Raw genomic sequence first — 17,123 nt, 5'->3', positions numbered from 1 at the left:
GTTGAGCAACGACACCGTGACCCACAGCGCGGCGCGAGTGGCCGAACTCGCCGAGACCCTCGACGCGGCGGCCCTCGACGGCCGCACCGTCCACCGGCCCACCGATACCGGACCGCTCACCCTCGACGAGGCCTACGCGATCCAACGCGCCGTCATCGAAAGGCGGCGGGCCCGCGGCGAGACGCCCACCGGCGTCAAGATGGGATTCACCAGCCGCGCCAAGATGGTGCAGATGGGCGTCGATGACGTCATTTGGGGGCTGCTCACCGACGCGATGCGCGTCGAGGACGGCGGGACGCTCGACCTCGACGGCCTCATCCACCCGCGTATCGAACCCGAGATCGCGTTCCTCATCGGGCGGCCGCTCTCCGGCCGGGTCACCTCGGAAGAGGCGGCCCGCTCCCTCGCAGGGATTGCCGTGGCCCACGAGATCCTCGACTCCCGGTACGCGGGCTTCCGCTTCACCCTCCCCGACGTTGTCGCCGACAACGCCTCCGCATCCCACTACGCCTGCGGCCCCTGGCACCACCCCGACAGCCGCAGCCTCGGCAATGTCGGACTCACCGTGGAAATCGACGGCCGCGTCGTCGCCACCGGCTCCTCCGCGGCCATACTCGGCCACCCTCTGCGCTCCCTCGCCGCCGCCGCACGCCTCGCCGCCGAGGCCGGCATCACCCTTGGACCGGGCCAGATCGTGCTCGCCGGAGCGGCCACGGCCGCCCTGCCCCTGCCACGCGGCGCCCACGTCCGGGTGCTGGGCGCCGGGCTCGGCCAGGTCGAGGTGACCACCCGATGAATAAGCACCCGGACAGCGCAGCCCTGCTCGTCGACGGCAAGCCCCGACCTCGCGGGCGCTTCCCGCACCTGCGGCGGGCCGGTGACTTCGTCTACGTCTCCGGCACCAGCTCACGCCTCCCCGACGGCACCTTTGTGGGCGCCGAGGCCGACGACATGGGAACCACCAGCCTCGACATCGTGGCGCAGACCCGAGCCGTCATCGAGAACATCCGCGACCTGCTGCGCGCTGTCGGGGGCGACCTCTCCCACGTCGTCAACATCTCCACATACCTCGTGAACATGAACGACTTCGGTGGCTACAACGCCGTCTACGCCGAGTACTTCGACGAGAGCGGCCCCGCCCGTACCACCGTCGCCGTCCACCAACTCCCGCACCCGCACCTACTGATCGAGATCTCCTGCGTCGCCCACATCCCCGCCACCGACTGACCCCGAGGAGCGCCCGGCATGCCCGCACCTTCCCTTGCCAAGCTCGCGAACCGCCTGCCCTTCAACTTCACCCAGTGGATCGACGAGCACCAGGATCTACTGAAGCCGCCCGTCGGCAACATCCAGATCTGGCAGGACGCCGATCTCATGGTCACCGTCGTCGGCGGCCCCAACCAGCGCACCGACTTCCACGACGACCCCATCGAGGAGTTCTTCTACCAGCTCCGCGGCAACATGGTGCTGCGTGTCATGGAAGAGGAGGGCAAGCCGCCCACCGACCTCCAGATCAACGAGGGCGACATCTTCCTGCTGCCCCCACACGTGCGCCACTCGCCGCAGCGACCCGAGCCCGGTTCCCTCGGCCTCGTCGTCGAATTCGCCCGTCCTCAGGGACAACTGGACGGGGTGGAGTGGTACTGCACCCGTTGCCACCACATCGTCCACCGCTCCGAACTCCAGCTCGTATCCATAGTGGACGACCTGCCGCCCGTCTTCGAGGCCTTCTATGGAGGCAACCGGACCTGCCCGCAGTGCAGCGCGGCACATCCCGGACGCCAGTGGCCCGAGGACATGCGCCCACAAACCCGGGCCCGTTCCTGACCCCACTCGCCCCCAGGCCCACCCTTCTGCGGATACCTGAACCCACCTCACGGAGTACGTCTTGTCAGTCATCGACGTCCATGCGCACGTCTTTCCGCGCATATCGCAGACCGAGAGCCGCATCCTCAGCGGCGCCGGTGAACCCTGGCTGCGGGTACACGAGGACGGCACCGGCATGATGATGAGCGGGAGTGAGCAATACCGCCCCGTCACCGCCGCCCTGTGGGAGCCCGAGCTGCGACTCACCGAGATGGACGCGCTCGGAGTCGATGTACAGGCCATCTCCTCCACGCCCCTGCTGTTCGGCTACTCCGCTGCGCCAGACCGCGCCGCTGAGTGGTGCGACCTCGTCAACGAACGCATCCTCGACTACTGTGCCATCGACCCCGCACGGCTGCTCCCGCTGTGCCAAGTGCCGCTCCAGGACACCGCCCTCGCCTGCGAGACCGTTTCCAAGGCGGCCGCCGCCGGACACCGGGGCGTACACATCGGCAACCACATCGGCGAACGCAACCTCGATCACGCGGACTTCCTCGTCTTCCTGCGCCACTGCGCCGATGAGGGCATTCCCGTACTCGTCCACCCCTGGGACATGCTCGCCGGCGAGCGGATGCGGGGCCATATGCTGCCCTGGCTGGTCGGAATGCCCGCAGAGACCCAGCTCTCCATCCTCGGTCTCGCTCTATCCGGCGGCTTCGAGAAACTGCCCGAGTCCCTGAAACTCTGCTTCTGCCACGGAGGCGGGAGTTTCGCCTTCCTTCTGGGCCGCGCCGACAATGCCTGGCATCAGCGCGACATCGTCCGCGCCGACTCACCTAAGCCGCCCTCCGAGTACGCCCGCCGGTTCTACGTCGACTCGGCCGTCTTCGACCCGCGGGCACTGCGGCTGCTGGTCGAGGTGATGGGCGCGGACCGTGTGATGCTGGGAACCGACTTCCCCTTTCCGCTCGGCGAACAGCGGCCCGGCACCGTGGTCCGTGACTGCGCCGAACTGAACGAGGAACAGCAAGCCCTGATCTTCGGAAGGAACGCGGCGGCGTTCTTCGGCATCCCTGCCGGAGGCGACCGTGACTGACGGCGAGAACCCGAACGACACCGCGGCAAGGGCGCGCATCCCCGTCGCTGTCATCGGCTCCGGCAACATCGGAACCGACCTGATGATCAAGATCATGAGACTGTCCGACCGTCTCGAATTGGCCGCGATGGTCGGCATCGACCCCGCATCCGACGGTCTGGCACGCGCCCGTCGGCTCGGGGTGGCCACCACCCACGAGGGCGTCGAGGGACTGGTGAAGATGGACTGCTTCTCCTCCGTCGCCCTCGTCTTCGACGCCACCTCGGCGGGCGCGCACCGTCACAACGCCGCCGTCCTCGCGCCGTACGGAAAGCGCCTGATCGACCTCACCCCTGCCGCCACCGGTCCGTACGTCGTGCCACCGGTCAACCTCGACGAGCACCTCGACGCGCCCGACCTGAACATGGTCACCTGCGGCGGCCAGGCCACCGTCCCGATCGTCGCGGCCGTCTCCCGGGTGACGCCCGTCTGCTACGCGGAGATCGTGGCGTCCATCGCCTCGAAATCCGCAGGACCCGGAACCCGCGCCAACATCGACGAGTTCACCGAAACCACTTCGCAGGCACTGGAGAAGGTCGGCAGGGCCGCGCGGGGCAAGGCGATCATCGTGCTCAACCCGGCCGAACCGCCGCTGATCATGCGCGACACCGTGTACTGCGTCATAGGCCACTGCGACGAGACCACGGCTGACGCCGTGCGCGCCTCGGTCAGCAGGATGGTCGACGAGGTCGCCGCATACGTCCCGGGCTACCGGCTCAAACAGGAGGTGCAGATCCGGCCGCTCGGTGCGAACGACCCCCTTGCCAAGCTCGCCGACGGCCACCCCGGAGGCACCGCGACCCTCGTATCCGTGTTCCTGGAGGTCGAGGGAGCCGCCCACTACCTCCCCTCCTACGCGGGCAACCTCGACATCATGACTTCCGCCGCACTGCGGGTCGCGGAAAGGCTGGCCACCCGATGATCCCCACTCAGCTGCCCCGCCTGTACGTGCAGGACGTGACCCTGCGCGACGGCATGCACGCCATCCGGCACCAATACACCATCGACGACGTACGCGCCATCGCCGCTGCCCTCGACGCGGCCGGGGTCGACGCCATCGAGGTCTCCCACGGCGACGGACTCGCCGGGTCCAGCGTCAACTACGGCGTCGGCGCCCACCGCGACGAGGAATGGATCGCTGCCGCAGCCGAGGTCGTCACCCGCGCCCGGCTCACCACCCTGCTGCTGCCCGGAATCGGTACGGTCGCCGAGCTGCGCCGTGCTCATGGACTCGGCGTGCGCTCCGTGCGCGTCGCCACCCACTGCACCGAGGCGGACATCTCCGCCCAGCACATCGCGGCCGCACGCGAGATGGGCATGGACGTCGCGGGGTTCCTGATGATGTCCCACATGGCCGAGCCCGCCGAACTCGCCCGTCAGGCAGCCCTGATGGAGTCCTATGGAGCTCACTGCGTCTACGTCACCGATTCGGGAGGCCGGCTCACCCTGGACGGCGTACGCGACCGAGTGCGCGCCTATCGCGACGTGCTCGATGCCGGCACGGAGATCGGCATTCACGCCCACCACAACCTTGGCCTCGGCGTCGCCAACTCCGTAGTCGCGGTGGAGAGTGGCGCAAGCCGTGTCGACGCCTCGCTGGCTGGACAGGGAGCGGGCGCGGGAAACTGCCCGCTGGAGGCGTTCGTCGCCGTCGCCGACCTGATGGGCTGGGAGCACGGCAGCGACGTCTTCGGGCTGATGGACGCGGCCGACGACCTCGTACGGCCGCTCCAGGACCGGCCCGTGCGCGTCGACCGCGAAACCCTGAGCCTCGGCTACGCGGGCGTGTACTCAAGCTTCCTGCGACATGCGGAGGACGCAGCCCGGCGATACGGTCTCGACACCCGGGCGATACTGCTCGAAGCCGGGCGCCGGGGCATGGTGGGCGGTCAGGAGGACATGATCGTGGACATCGCGCTGGACCTCGCCGGCCGTTGACCGTATCCTGCGACGTTTTACCGCCGCCTCGCCGACCGAGCCGCGGGCAGGACTCTCATCCTCAACAGGGCGAATTCTGCACGGCCGAACATCTGACGCTTGAGCAACTTCGCCCTGGCCGGCACCGACCTGGACTGAGCGAGATCAGCCAGCGCATCCTCCCCGCCGGGGCCGACGTGGACACTGGAGGTATGGGCAAGTGCGGTGTGAACCAGGGCGAGACCGCCGAAACCGGCGGGATGCCGGCCGGCCGGGACGGCAGGTGATGCGCCTGGCCATGAGCGTGATCGCTGCCCAGGTGATCAGTGATTCCGAGTGCTGGATGAGCCGTTCGTAGTCCCACGCGTGCCGGCGGGCGTGCCTGATCCAGGCGAGCGAGCGTTCGGAGACCCAGCGGCGGGGCATGATGACCAACCCGGGTGTCTTCTTCGGCCGGCTGACGCCCGGGTGCTACTTCGCCCAGGTCACGAGCTGTCCGGCATAGCCGGAATCGGCCCAGGCCGAGCAGAAGGTCGCCGCCGTCGAGCAGGTCATCTGCCGGCTGCGGCGCGAACGCGGCCGCCTGACCGTCCGGGCCATTGCCGAGCGAGCGGGTGTCACCGCCACGTTCCCCTACGAGAACACCGCCGCCCGCGCCCTGGTGAAGCGCGCGGTCGCCGACAGCCGTAGCGGTCACGACCGCAACGGCCAGGACGAGCACGAGTGCATCGAAGCAACCTGGCGCGAGCGCGCATTTGACGTCGGAGCGGAGCTCACCCGCGCCCAGAGGGAGATCTGCACTCAGCGGCAGCGGAACGGCGAGCTGATGGGACAGATCCGCGACTTCGACCAGATGGTCCCCGGCGAGCCGCTCCAGTCCCTGACCACCGGGAACACCACTCTCAAGCACCGCGTCCAGCAACTCACCCGCGAGCACCGCACCCTCCAGGAAAGACTCGAAGGCGCCCGCTCCAACCTCCGCTTCAGCGAGAAACGCATCGCCGACCTCGAAGCCCAACTCCTCGAACAGGGCAACGCTCCGGCGGCGCAAGGTTGACGGAATCACATCGCTTGCCACAGCCCGGCTCGTAAGATCACCGCGGGCGGATACACCGCGCTCATTGGGCGTGGCTATCCGTGATGGACGTCGCGGGTCGACGGGCGTTCTACCAAGGCACGAGGAGAAACAGTCATGGCAACAGGACAGCGGGTTGATCCATTCGCCGCGTTCAACTTCACTCTGACCATCGACGGGCTGGGGGCTCGCACGGATTCTCGGAGTGCAGCGGGGCCAACACCGAGCAGGACGTGATCGAGTACCGCGAGGGCAACATGGACTTCTCGGTCGTCAAGCTCCCGGGGCTGAAGAAGTTCGGTGACATCACGCTCAAGCGAGGCTTCACCACCAACCGCGAGCTCTGGGACTGGCGCCGGGCCGTACTGGAGGGCACTGTGGTTCGCCGCACCGGCCACATCGTGCTCAACGACGAAGCGGGCAAGCCGGCGTTGCGGTGGAAGTTCACCAACGCCTGGCCCAAGCAGTGACTCGGCACCCTCGCTCAGCGGTACTGCCACGGAGGTCGCCATCGAGGAGCTGGTACTGGTGGTCGAGAGCTTCGAGGGGGATCCTGTGTGACCGCTGCGTCGCCGCCGACAGCGTCGCCGTCGGGTAACACCTCACATGCCCATGAACCCGCGCACGAGGCAGTCGCCGAAGGCCACCTCGCGCGGGTTCATCTCCGGGACCGCTTCGGCGGACTTGGAAAGCTGACCCCCTGGGGATGCGTCCCGGACATGACCGCGACGCATCCGCCCAGCTCAGATCCAATACGGACCCGCGGCTGCTCGGAAAGACGAGGACTTCGTGGTCTTCCTCGAAGCGGCAGGCATTCACGACGCTGACACCGCGCTCGACGACCCCCGCTAAGCGGTCGGCAGGAGCGGGCAGGTGCTGGCCGACGGGGAGCGGCGCACCCCGTCGGTCGCCGAACGGCTACGGACGGTGATGCCACAGCTGGCCGGGATGGTCACGTTCTACGAGAACAACCAGCTCGCCGGCCGCGGCCCGGGTTCCATCGGTCAGCGGCCCGGCCGCGGCGCCGACGCCTCCCTCGGCGGTTTCCCGCCCCCCGGCCTCAGGGGGCGATCTTGTCCGGGCGAACAGACAATGAGCGCGAGGGATCCTGTCACGGCTGTGGCGGGATGTGTGGTCTGTGGTCTGGAGGTCGTGGGAGATGGGACACGTGCGGCCATGACGGTCGAAGAACAGACTTCTGACGTCCGTGCACGCCTCCCCGACGGGGGCTTGAGCCGCCACCCCGGGCCGGTGAAGCGCACCGATCCCGCAGGGCCTGCGGCCGTACCGCCGCCCGGCTCGCAGGACGAACTGGTGTCCATCCGGAACATGGTGGCGCGGCTGAGGGCCGTCTACCCCTCGGTCGACGCGGTCACCGTCGAGACCACAGTCAGGACCGCTTACGACTCCTTCCACCAGGCCAGGGTCAGAGCTTACGTCCCGATCCTGGTCGAACGCCGGTCCCGGAGGGTGCTCCGTGCCGTCTCCCGCGGTCAGGCTGTCGACCGCAGCGTGGCCCCCGAGACGCGCCGCGCTCACCCCGGACGAGGGAAGGACTGATCCTGATGCCGGACGAGAGAGCCGAACGCATCGCGGATTTCATCGCGCCCCTACGGGTGAAACCGGGGTCGAAGGTGCGCCTTGACCGGGACTTCGATCCTCGCTACAAGGCGGGTCTGAAGAAGCGGGACGGGATCGAGCTGCTGCGGACCGGGGTGTCGCTGCTGGCCGAGTACCAGGAGCGGCTGGCCGCCCAGGACACGTACGGCGTCCTGCTCTGTCTCCAGGCACTCGACGCCGGTGGCAAGGACGGGACGATCCGCCATGTGATGAGCGGCGTCAATCCCCAGGGCGTGCGGGTCAGCAGCTTCAAGGTGCCCTCCGCCGAGGAACTCGACCACGACTACCTGTGGCGCTACGCCCAGCGCCTGCCCACGCGCGGCGAGATCGCCATCTTCAACCGCTCGCACTACGAGGAGGTCCTCGTCGTACGAGTGCACCCCGAGAACCTGGTCCGGCAGAGGCTGCCGGACGGCACGCGCGGGCCGGACATATGGCAGCGGCGCTACCGGGAGATCAACCGCTGGGAGCGCTATCTCACGGACAACGGGTTCAAGGTGGTGAAGGTCTTTCTGAACCTGTCCAAGGAGGAGCAGCGCACGCGCTTCCTGAAGCGGATCGACCGGCCGGAGAAAAACTGGAAGTTCTCCGCGGCCGACGTCCGGGAGCGGCGGCAGTGGGACAACTACCAGCACGCGTTCTCCGAGATGCTGTCGGCCACGAGTACGAAGTGGGCGCCGTGGTACGTCGTGCCGGCGGACCGGAAGTGGTTCGGGCGGATCTGCTCGGCGGCGATCCTCGCGCACACCCTGATGGACATCGACCCTCAGTACCCCGACGTGGGGAAGGCCGCACGGAAGGACCTGCTCGTCACCAAACGGGACCTGGAGCGGGAGGCCCCCGCCGGGGCATCGGCCGATCCGTACGCCGACCGGCATCCGTCGGCCAGGAAGAAGCGCGGCTGAGACCCGTCGAAACCAGCGCGCGATCGGCCCGGACGCATCCGCGGCCACGGATCGCGCACGGATCGGAGACAGAGCGATGACGGTGCGTTCGAATTCCGCGGGAGAACAGCCTCGGGCTCCGGAGGACGGCTGGTACACGCGCACTCCCGAGGAGGTCGTAACGGCTTTCGGTGTAGATCCGGCGTTCGGTCTCTCCGCAGTACGGGCCGCGCAACTTCTGGACGCGCACGGCCTGAATTCACTTCCCGAGGAGAAGCGGCCTCCGGCCTGGCACCGGTTCCTCGCGCAGTACCGCAGTTACATGCAGATCGTCCTCGTGGCCGCGGCGGTCGTCTCGCTGCTCATCCAGGAGTGGACCACCGCAGTCCTGCTGATTGTCCTGACCCTGCTGAACGCGGTCGTGGGCCTGCGCCAGGAGGGCAAGGCCGAAAGCGCGATGAACGCGCTGCAGTCGATGATGAAGGCGACGGTACGGGTACGCAGGGACGGCACGGAGGCCGAGATCCCCGCCGAGCAGCTCGTCGTCGGCGACATCGTGCTCATCGCCGCCGGTGACCAGGTGGCGGCGGACGGACGCATCATCGAGGCCAGTGCCCTACAGATCGACGAGTCGGCACTCACCGGCGAGAGCGTTCCCGCCGCGAAGGACGCCGGCACGTTGTCGGGCGCCCGTCCGGCGCCCGGCGACCGGACGAACATGGCGTTCATGAACACCCCGGTCACACACGGCAGCGGCGTGCTCGTCGTCACCGCGACCGGCGCCGCAACCGAGGTCGGCAAGATCTCCGGGATGCTGTCGGCCACCGCGAGGGAAGTACCGCCGCTCACCAAGGAGCTCGACACCCTGACGCTGTGGATCACCGGGGCGGCGGCCCTGACCATGATCGTGATGTTCGCCCTGGGACGGCAACGGGACCAGGCTTGGGACGTCCTGTTCGTCAGCGCGGTCTCGCTGGCCATCGCCGCCATCCCCGAAGCCCTGCCGACCGTGACCCAGGCGATCCTGTCCGTCGGCAGCCTCAACCTGGCAAAACGGAACGCCATCATCAAAGAACTGCCGTCCGTCGAGACCCTCGCGTTCACCTCGGCGATCAACTCGGACAAGACCGGCACCCTGACCATGAACCAGATGACCGCCGTCGAAGTCGTGAGTCCCACCGACCGGTACACCGTCTCGGGCACCGGCTACGGGCTCGACGGGAAGATCCACCATGCCGCGGGGTCCTCCGCGAGCATCGAGGACGCGATCCTCCCGTACGTGGTGGCCAGCGACGCGAAACTGGTGGACGGCGAGGTAGTGGGCGATCCCACCGAGGGCGCGCTGCTGGTGCTCGCGCACAAGGCCGGGCTGGACGTCGACGCCACCAGGGAGAGCCTTCCCCGTCTCGCCACGCTGCCGTTCGACCCGGACTACAAGCTCATGGCCACTTTCAACCAAGCGGTCGACGCCTCTGGGCGGCAAGTCGTCCGGTGCTTCGTCAAAGGCGCGGTCCCGGCGGTAGTGGCGCGGGCCGCCACCGCCCTCGCGGCGGGCGAGACCATCCCATGGGACACCGAACTGATCGCGCGCGCCGAGGCACAGACCCAGCGGATGGGCGGCGAGGGGCACCGGGTGATGGCCGCGGCCACCCGTGATCTGGACCCGGCCGGCTTCGATCCGGACGGCGACCTGCTCGTGTACGTCACCGAGCTGCGGATGACCAGCCTCGTCGGCATGGTCGATCCGCCCCGCGAGGACGCCAAGGCAGCCGTGGCCGGCGCGCAGGCGGGGCACATCCGGGTCCGCATGGTGACCGGTGACGACGTCACCACCGGGGCGGCGATCGCCCGGCAGCTCGGCATCCCCGGCGAGACGATCCTCGGCGCCGACTTCGCCGCCATGAGCGAAGACCAGCAGCTCGCCCGCATCGACGGCATCGGTGTGGTGGGCCGCGTCGCGCCGGAGCACAAGGTGCTGCTCGCAGACACCCTCAAGAAGAAGGGCGAAGTCGTGGCGATGACCGGGGACGGCGTCAACGACGCGCCCGCCATCAAAGCCGCCGACATCGGTATCGCCATGGGCAGCGGCACGGATGTGGCGAAGAACGCCGGACGCATGATCCTCTCCGACGACCGCTTCGCCACCATCGTCTACGCCGTGGAGCAGGGCCGGCGAATCTACGACAACCTCACCAAGTACATCCGGTTCGTCCTGCTCCTGCTCGTCACCTTCGTCCTGACCTTCCTCGGGGCCACCGTCTTCAACATCGCCGCAGGTGAGCCGTTCACCCCGCCGCAGGTGCTGTGGATCCACTTCGTGGTCAACGCCTCCTTCGGCTTCGCGCTCGGCTTCGACCGGGAGAGCCCCGGACTCATGCGACGCAGGCCGCGCCCACGAGGAGAGTCCGTCCTCACCCGGCCCGTACTGGTCACGGTCGGAATCGGCGGACTGGCGATCACCGCCCTCCTGCTTGGACTGATCAAGCTCGGTCAGGCCCACTTCGACAGTGCTGAGACCGGTCAGTCGATCGCGTTCACCGCCTTCGCCCTCTGTCTGATCGTGGCCGCGTTCGAATGCCGCAGCGAGACGGACTCGGTGCTGACGACGTCCACCTTCGACAGCAGGCAGATGAACTGGGTGGCACTGACCCAGTTCGTACTCGCGGTTCTGGTGACCCAGATGGACGGTTTCCGCCACATCCTCGGGACGACCGAGATCAACGCGCGGCAGTTCGGCTGGGCGCTACTGGCCGCTCTCGCGTTCCTGCTCGTGTGGGAACTGGGAAAGTTCCTGGCCCGTCGCTCAAGAGAGAACTGATGGGTCGGCACTTCACGGCCCGGCAGAGCATGTATCCCGCCGGCAGATTCTGGAGGTTCACCGGCGCCGGGCGGCGGGACAGGGGGCGGTCGCCACACTTCAGAGACCAGAGAAGCCAGCGAGACTCCTGAGGCGAAAAGAATCGGGAGAAACGACCTCCAAGGGCTGCCCCGTAAGTGGGTTCCGTGGTGGTGGGCTTCAGAGGAAGACCAGCGGGACGTCCTTGTCGATGCAGAGCCGCAGGACACTCGCCAGCTGGCGGGCGTCCTCAATGTGCTGCTGGAGGAGCTGGTCGCCGCCCTCCCGTGCCCACTGGTTGGTGATCGCCTCCAGCCGGACCAGAATCGACGCGCACTTGGAAGGCGAGAGGTCGTCACCGCAGGCATCCGGATGATCGAGGAGTGACTCCAGAGCGGTGGACGTCTCGCTCCACGGGCGCTCGCCGCCGAAGCCCCACATCTCGGAGAGGATGATCCCCTCGGTCTCGGCCAGACGCCGCCGGAACGCGGCAAAGCCGCTGTAGGACCAGGAGACATCCGGACTGCTGTTGTCTCCGTCGCCCGGGAAAAGAACCAGTCCCATGTGCCCTCCTGCTCGCCGAGCACACAGGATCGAGGACATAGGGCAGCCTCGGCAACGGGGATGATCTTGTTGTGGCTGGTGTAATCACGGCGTCCGAGCCGTCCTGGACAGCCCCGTTCACCGGGCTGAGCCCCCGTGCCTTCAAGAAGCTGGTGACGGTACTGCGGCGCGAGGGCGTGGACGTGGTCCGCAAGGGCCGGCCCTGGAGTCTTCCACTGGAGGACCGGGCACTGCTGGTCGCGCCGTACTGGCGCACGAACCTCACGATGCGCCGGCTCGCGCCGCTGTCCGGGGCGTCGAAGTCGGCGGCTGACCGCGTCATCGACCGCCTGGGGCCGATGCTCGCGCTCCAGCCGCGCAAGCGGTTCGCCAAGGACACCGTGCTCATCGTGGACGGCACTCTGGTCCCCACTCCGGACCACACCATCGCCGCGCAGTCGAAGAACTATCGGTACTCCACCAACCACCAGGTCGTCATCGACGCCGACACCCGCCTAGATGATCAATTCCAAGGGATGCCTGTGGAGGGTGTGGGGTGGGCGGCGGCCGCAGCCACCGCGAGACGGTCAGGCGGCGGGCTGCCGGCCCTGGTTGTCGAGGTGATAGCGGGCGGTCAGGCGTCAGGGTCGACTTCGGGGTGAGTGAACCGCACGGGCTTGCCCAGCGAACGGGCGTAGGCGATTTCGGCTCGGGTGCTGTCTCCGATGTAGTCGCCGACCACGAGCACCTCATCAGCGAGCCGGATCTTCGCCCGGTGCAGATCGTCGAGTCGAACCTTCAGCGCCTCGGCCTCGACAGGATCGGACCAGAGTTCGTGCGGCGACTTCATGTCACAGCCCGGTTTGACGACAATCTTTCCGGCTTTGGTCTCCCGCAGATCGGCCTCGTTCATCTCGGTCATGAAGCGGGTGGAGCCGCAGATCACGACGATACGCGGGAGGCTCAACAGCTTCTTCGCGTCGGCGAGCTTCTCCTCGGGGCTGAGCAGTTGCGGGTATGACACTGGTTCCTCCTGGTGGTGTGGTCCAAGGGGTGCCTGCGGAGACGAGAGCGAGGGTGTCCAAGATCGTTCTGTGACGAACGACGTGGACACCCTCGCGACAGCACTCTATGCGACGACCGACGACATGCTGAAGGAGCATCCCGACCTGGCGCCGTGGCGCCCGCCGGTCGGCATTACGCCCCGCCTGAGCGATGCCGAACTGGTCACCCTCGCCATGACGCAGGCCATAATCGGCTACACCTCCGAGACCAAATGGCTCCGCCATGCCGGTGCCCACCTGCGCCACCTTTTCCCCTACCTGCCCCAGCAGCCCGGCTACAACAAGCGGCTGCGCAAGGCCGCCGGTCTGATGCGAAGCGTCAACCGGATCCTGGCCACCACCTCGGTGTGGAGCGACGACGTATGGGTCGTGGACTCCACCCCCGTGGAATGCGGCCGCTCCCGCGAGACCGTCAAACGCTCCGACCCGGCAGGCTGGGCCGAATACGGCTACTGCGCCAGCCACAGCCGCTTCCTCCGGGGCCTGCGCCTGCACCTGGTCTGCACCCTTCAGGGCCTGCCCGTCGCCTTCGCCCTGACCGGGGCCAAGGCCGACGAACGCGAGACCTCCTTGACCTTCTGGCGGCCGAATGCGAGCTTCTGCGAGAGCGCCCCGACAGACTCTCATCGGCGACAAGAACCACTTCGGCCGTGGTTTCGAACGCGAACTGTCCGAGCATGGAATCCAGTTGCTACGGCCTGCACGTAAAGGTGCACGGGAACGGCCTGGCGCAGATCTGTTCGAGCCGCTGCGACAGGTCATCGAATCGATCAACGAGACCTTCAAGGGACAGCTTGACCTCGAACGGCACCGAGGGCGCACACCCGGAGGTGTCATAGCCCGCGTCATGCAACGCATCCTCGCACTGACCGCCGCGATCTGGCACAACGACGGTGCCACCGAAGGAGTCACGCTGGCAGGGGCTGGCGTCACGTCTGGATGGCGTACAGAGCGTGGTCCTTACTGCCGACGTAGACTACATCGCCCGCCACCGTCGGGGAGGACTCCAGACCAGCGCCCGTGCGAAAGGCCCAGCGCTTCTTCCCTGTTCGCACGTCCACCGCGTACAGATGACTGTCCTCACTGCACACGTAGACCACCCCGTCCGCTACAGCCGCGGCGGAGAAGACACTGCTTTCGGTTTCGAAAGCCCACCGCTTCTTGCCTGTCGCGGCGTCCAGAGCGAACAGGTACTCGATGTCGTCGCCGACGTACACCACGCCATCGGCCACAGTCGGCGACAAGAGAGCGCGGTTGCCGGTACCTACGTTCTTGTATTTGGCACCGGCGCGGGACCACTGCTGCTTCCCTGTCGCGGCATTCACCGCGTACAAGCGACTACTGGAGATGTAAACCAGGCCGTTGGCCACGACCGGGGCGGAGTTCACGCCGTCGAGGATGGGGAAGGCCCAACGTCGTTTTCCCGTCTTGGCGTCCAGCGCGTAGAGATGATCGTCGTCGCTGGCGAAGTACACGACACCGCTCACTACGACCGGCGCCTCTGTCACATCGCCATTCTTGCGACAGCGAAAGTCCCATTTCTTCTTGCCTGTTACCGCGTCCACCGCGTAAAGGTGCCCGTCGCTGCTTCCGACGTAGACGACGTTGTCGACCACGACCGGCGACCAGAATATCGATCCGTCGCCGAAGACCCAGCGTCTTTTGCCGGTTGCGGCGTGCACCGCGTACAGGCCGTTGAGGTGGGTGCCCACATAGAGGAGATCGCCCACGACAACAGACGACGAGTAGACCACACTGCCGGTGTCGAGGGACCAGTGCTTCTTGCCCGTGGCAGCGTCCAGCGCATACACATTGTTGTCGTTGCTGCCGAAGTAGACCACGCCGTTCGCGATGGTTGGCGTCGACTTCACCTCGCCGTCGGTATGAAAGGACCAGAGTTGCTGGCCGGGCTTTCGGGGGGCCGGCGGAGTGGTGGTACGGGCCGGCTTCCGTGCGGATGACTGAAGGGCGGAGGGCGAGCCGGCGGAGCCGGAACCCCCGTCGGCGGTCTTCCAGACCGCGACGGCGAGTCCTACGGCGGCTGCCGTACCCGTCAGGGCGAACAGGGCGCTGCGCCGGGAGAGGGGAGGCGGCATGTCGGCGGGGCTCTGCGCGGCGTGGTCGGCGGTCTGGGTGGGCTGGTCGTGCAGGGCCGGGGCGGTGGCTGGAGGGGTATCGGGCGCGGCAGGCGTCTGCCGCGGTTCGGGCGTGGCTCCGTGCAGTGCGGCGGGCATGTCCGGCGCGGTGGGGGTCGGTGCTGTGGCAAGTGCGGGCGTCGAGGCGGGGGTGCGGGGCAGCGGGGTGGCGGCCTTCGCCCGGACCAGCCGGTCGACCTCGTCGGGCATCCAGTCGGGCTCCGTGAGCAGGGGCGTTGCTTCGGCCGTATCGCGCTTGCCCGGGGTGGTCATGCGGTGCAGCAGGTCGGCTACGGTCGGCCGTTGGTCGGGCTCTTTGGCCAAGCAGGCTGCCACGGTCCGGCGCAGTTCCAGGGGAAGAGCGTCGAGGTCGGGCTCCTCGTATACGGCGCGAAAGTGCAGGGCGTGAGGGGTGCCGGTGCCGAACGGGCCGATGCCGACAGCGGTGTAGGCGAGTACCGCGCCGAGCGCGAAGACGTCGCTGGGGGGCCCGATGGGCCGGCCGGTGAGTTGTTCCGGGGACATGAAGCCGGGCGTGCCGATCGTCATGCCGGTGTGGGTCAGCGCGCTGGCCTCGCTCGCTGTCGAAATGCCGAAGTCGATCACTCGGGGGCCGTCGGGGGCCAGCAGGACATTGGAGGGTTTCAGATCGCGGTGCACGACGCCGGCGGCGTGGATCGCCTCCAGGGCCTCCGCCAGTCCGGCGCCGAGTGCCAGCACGTGCTCGGCCTGCCACGGCCCGTGCTGGGCAACCGCCTCGCCCAGCGACACACCGGATACGTAGACGGTCGCCAGCCAGGCCGGGGAACCGTCGGGGTCGGCGTCGACAACCCCGGCGGTGAAGGCCCCGTTCACCCTGCGGGCCGCCGTCACTTCACGAACGAAGCGGCGCCGGAAGTCCATGTCCCGGGCCAGCTCCGGACGTACCACCTTCAGCGCGACCGGTCGACCACCGGGCGAACGTCCCAGGTACACCTGCCCCATGCCGCCCGCGCCGATCCGCGCCACGATCCGATACCGCCCCACCTGCCGCGGGTCCTCCGGCTCCAGTCCGTCGAACACGGCCCCTCCTCTGCGAACGGCGCAGCCCTCCCAGGCACTGACAGCGCGCATCATGCCAGAACGGGTGGGGACGGGAGAGGGGAGCATCAACGAGGCCACTGGGGCGCAACTGCCCAGGCGGTATCCGTCCTCCGTTTACCTACTTCGCGAGGCCCACCCCGGCCTACCGGGCCGAACGCATCCCGGGGCCACTAGGCACTGCTCGGATCATGTTCTGAGCCAGATGACGAGGGCTGCGACTGTGACGGTGCCGAGGCAGATGTAGGCGCGTTTCTCGTAGCAGGTGGCGACGGCGCGGAAGTCTTTGAGACGGTTGATGGTGCGTTCGACGGTGTTGTGTTTCTTGTAGCGCTCGCTGTCGAAGCCGGTGGGCCGGCCGCCTCGGGAGCCTCGGTTCTTTCGGTGTCATTGCTGGCCGAGGCGTTCGGCCCACGCCGCTGCCGGGGTCTGCCTCAAGTGGGTGATCGACGCATAGGGTGCAGCTGTGAGCGGCGAAGACGTACAGGCAGTCCGATTCATCGGGGAGTTCCAGGAGCTTGAGCACGGTCGCACCAATGGGCCATCTCTACGAGGGTCCGTGCGGAGCGAGGGCGAAGATCATGAAGCGGATCTCGTCCGCTACTTGCGTGCGGGATCGGTGCTGGCCGCGACCACTTCGCGGGTCCACGACGTCCTCAGCCCCAGAAAGGAGCTGATCGGCGGCCTGTACCTCCTCACTGACGGTGAGTGGTTCTGGTACACGGACCTGGCGCACTACGTCGAGTATTACCACGTACCCGTGGACGCCCGGTTCGTCGACCACGTACGCCGCCGCGGCTGGACACCGCCTGAGTTGAGCGACGCTGACCTCGTACGGATCTCCGAGGTCTTCTTTCCTGATGACTCCGCACCTGTTGTTGCCGATGGGCATTAGAGAGAGGGGAAAACCGAAACGGCTTGACGGCTTAGCCGCTTGAGGTGTCTCTCTGCGGAGAGAACCCACAACGAGCATGCGCAGAGCGCTGTAGGCGGGCGACTGGAAAGTGACCTCAACCGCCTCGGGGCCA

The 17,123-nt window shown here is 67.7% G+C and carries 16 protein-coding genes and 3 pseudogenes; 14 read left to right on the top strand and 5 right to left on the bottom strand.

Features of this window, described 5'->3' with window-relative positions; genetic code table 11:
* Position 1: 1 nt before the first annotated feature.
* From ACFVH0_RS00290 to dmpG, 6 genes are all read left to right on the top strand, one after another.
* Positions 2-796, top strand: coding sequence for a 2-keto-4-pentenoate hydratase (locus ACFVH0_RS00290; RefSeq protein ID WP_385817185.1), 795 nt, complete (start codon positions 2-4; stop codon positions 794-796).
* Entirely contained in the window at positions 793-1,227 is a 435-nt protein-coding gene (locus ACFVH0_RS00285) for a RidA family protein (protein WP_385817184.1), read from the top strand. The genes ACFVH0_RS00290 and ACFVH0_RS00285 overlap by 4 nt, the downstream gene beginning before the upstream one ends.
* A gap of 18 nt (positions 1,228-1,245) precedes the next feature.
* Positions 1,246-1,827 carry a 3-hydroxyanthranilate 3,4-dioxygenase gene (locus ACFVH0_RS00280; RefSeq protein WP_385817183.1) on the top strand — a complete coding sequence of 194 codons (582 nt, stop codon included), beginning with the start codon at positions 1,246-1,248 and terminating at the stop codon, positions 1,825-1,827.
* Positions 1,828-1,888: 61 nt separating this feature from the next.
* The gene (locus tag ACFVH0_RS00275) at positions 1,889-2,902 is read left to right on the top strand and encodes an amidohydrolase family protein (RefSeq protein ID WP_385817182.1); all 1,014 of its coding nucleotides are present in this window, start codon (positions 1,889-1,891) and stop codon (positions 2,900-2,902) included.
* Positions 2,895-3,863, top strand: a complete 969-nt coding sequence (locus ACFVH0_RS00270) for an acetaldehyde dehydrogenase (acetylating) (protein WP_385817181.1) — start codon at positions 2,895-2,897, stop codon at positions 3,861-3,863. The genes ACFVH0_RS00275 and ACFVH0_RS00270 overlap by 8 nt, the downstream gene beginning before the upstream one ends.
* Complete coding sequence (dmpG, locus tag ACFVH0_RS00265) at positions 3,860-4,879, top strand: 4-hydroxy-2-oxovalerate aldolase (protein WP_385817180.1); 1,020 nt, start codon at positions 3,860-3,862, stop codon at positions 4,877-4,879. The genes ACFVH0_RS00270 and dmpG overlap by 4 nt, the downstream gene beginning before the upstream one ends.
* Positions 4,880-4,940: 61 nt before the next feature.
* Here the strand turns inward: dmpG and ACFVH0_RS00260 are convergent.
* Positions 4,941-5,377, bottom strand: a pseudogene (locus tag ACFVH0_RS00260) (hypothetical protein); the annotation flags it as partial.
* Positions 5,378-5,519: 142 nt separating this feature from the next.
* On the opposite strand from ACFVH0_RS00260, the gene ACFVH0_RS00255 reads away from it, so the two are divergent.
* The 5 genes from ACFVH0_RS00255 (at position 5,520) to ACFVH0_RS00235 (ending at position 11,255) form a co-directional block, all read left to right on the top strand.
* Positions 5,520-5,915, top strand: a complete 396-nt coding sequence (locus ACFVH0_RS00255) for a hypothetical protein (RefSeq protein WP_385817179.1) — start codon at positions 5,520-5,522, stop codon at positions 5,913-5,915.
* A 161-nt stretch (positions 5,916-6,076) separates the two neighbouring features.
* On the top strand, positions 6,077-6,403 hold the full coding sequence (locus ACFVH0_RS00250) for a phage tail protein (RefSeq protein WP_385817489.1): 327 nt from the start codon (positions 6,077-6,079) through the stop codon (positions 6,401-6,403).
* A gap of 781 nt (positions 6,404-7,184) precedes the next feature.
* Positions 7,185-7,493 carry a three-helix bundle dimerization domain-containing protein gene (locus ACFVH0_RS00245; RefSeq protein ID WP_385817178.1) on the top strand — a complete coding sequence of 103 codons (309 nt, stop codon included), beginning with the start codon at positions 7,185-7,187 and terminating at the stop codon, positions 7,491-7,493.
* A 5-nt stretch (positions 7,494-7,498) separates the two neighbouring features.
* Positions 7,499-8,458: a polyphosphate kinase 2 family protein gene (locus ACFVH0_RS00240; protein ID WP_385817177.1), complete on the top strand. Its 960-nt coding sequence runs from the start codon at positions 7,499-7,501 to the stop codon at positions 8,456-8,458.
* A gap of 76 nt (positions 8,459-8,534) precedes the next feature.
* Positions 8,535-11,255, top strand: coding sequence for a cation-translocating P-type ATPase (locus tag ACFVH0_RS00235; protein ID WP_385817176.1), 2,721 nt, complete (start codon positions 8,535-8,537; stop codon positions 11,253-11,255).
* Positions 11,256-11,453: 198 nt separating this feature from the next.
* Here ACFVH0_RS00235 and ACFVH0_RS00230 read toward each other — a convergent pair whose 3' ends face one another.
* Entirely contained in the window at positions 11,454-11,837 is a 384-nt protein-coding gene (locus tag ACFVH0_RS00230; protein WP_385817175.1) for a hypothetical protein, read from the bottom strand.
* 71 nt (positions 11,838-11,908) lie between these two features.
* On the opposite strand from ACFVH0_RS00230, the pseudogene ACFVH0_RS00225 reads away from it, so the two are divergent.
* Positions 11,909-12,334: pseudogene (locus ACFVH0_RS00225) on the top strand (transposase family protein); the annotation flags it as partial.
* 116 nt (positions 12,335-12,450) lie between these two features.
* Here the strand turns inward: ACFVH0_RS00225 and ACFVH0_RS00220 are convergent.
* Positions 12,451-12,840 (bottom strand): hypothetical protein, encoded by a 390-nt coding sequence (locus ACFVH0_RS00220; RefSeq protein WP_266726485.1) that lies wholly within the window; start codon positions 12,838-12,840, stop codon positions 12,451-12,453.
* 70 nt (positions 12,841-12,910) lie between these two features.
* Between ACFVH0_RS00220 and ACFVH0_RS00215 the strand changes: the two genes are divergently transcribed.
* The gene (locus tag ACFVH0_RS00215; protein WP_385817174.1) at positions 12,911-13,588 is read left to right on the top strand and encodes a transposase; all 678 of its coding nucleotides are present in this window, start codon (positions 12,911-12,913) and stop codon (positions 13,586-13,588) included.
* 221 nt (positions 13,589-13,809) lie between these two features.
* Here ACFVH0_RS00215 and ACFVH0_RS00210 read toward each other — a convergent pair whose 3' ends face one another.
* Together ACFVH0_RS00210 and ACFVH0_RS00205 are read right to left on the bottom strand one after the other, a co-directional pair.
* Complete coding sequence (locus ACFVH0_RS00210) at positions 13,810-16,077, bottom strand: PQQ-binding-like beta-propeller repeat protein (RefSeq protein WP_385817173.1); 2,268 nt, start codon at positions 16,075-16,077, stop codon at positions 13,810-13,812.
* A 207-nt stretch (positions 16,078-16,284) separates the two neighbouring features.
* Positions 16,285-16,482: pseudogene (locus ACFVH0_RS00205) on the bottom strand (IS5/IS1182 family transposase); the annotation flags it as partial.
* Between the two features lie 79 nt (positions 16,483-16,561).
* On the opposite strand from ACFVH0_RS00205, the gene ACFVH0_RS00200 reads away from it, so the two are divergent.
* Positions 16,562-16,990, top strand: coding sequence for a hypothetical protein (locus ACFVH0_RS00200; RefSeq protein ID WP_385817172.1), 429 nt, complete (start codon positions 16,562-16,564; stop codon positions 16,988-16,990).
* Positions 16,991-17,123: the final 133 nt, after the last annotated feature.

Origin of the sequence: Streptomyces sp. NPDC127117 (assembly GCF_042677325.1) — a bacterium.
Classification (GTDB): domain Bacteria; phylum Actinomycetota; class Actinomycetes; order Streptomycetales; family Streptomycetaceae; genus Streptomyces.
Note: the sequence above shows the minus strand (reverse complement) of the source record. Positions and strands in the feature narration are given on the sequence as shown.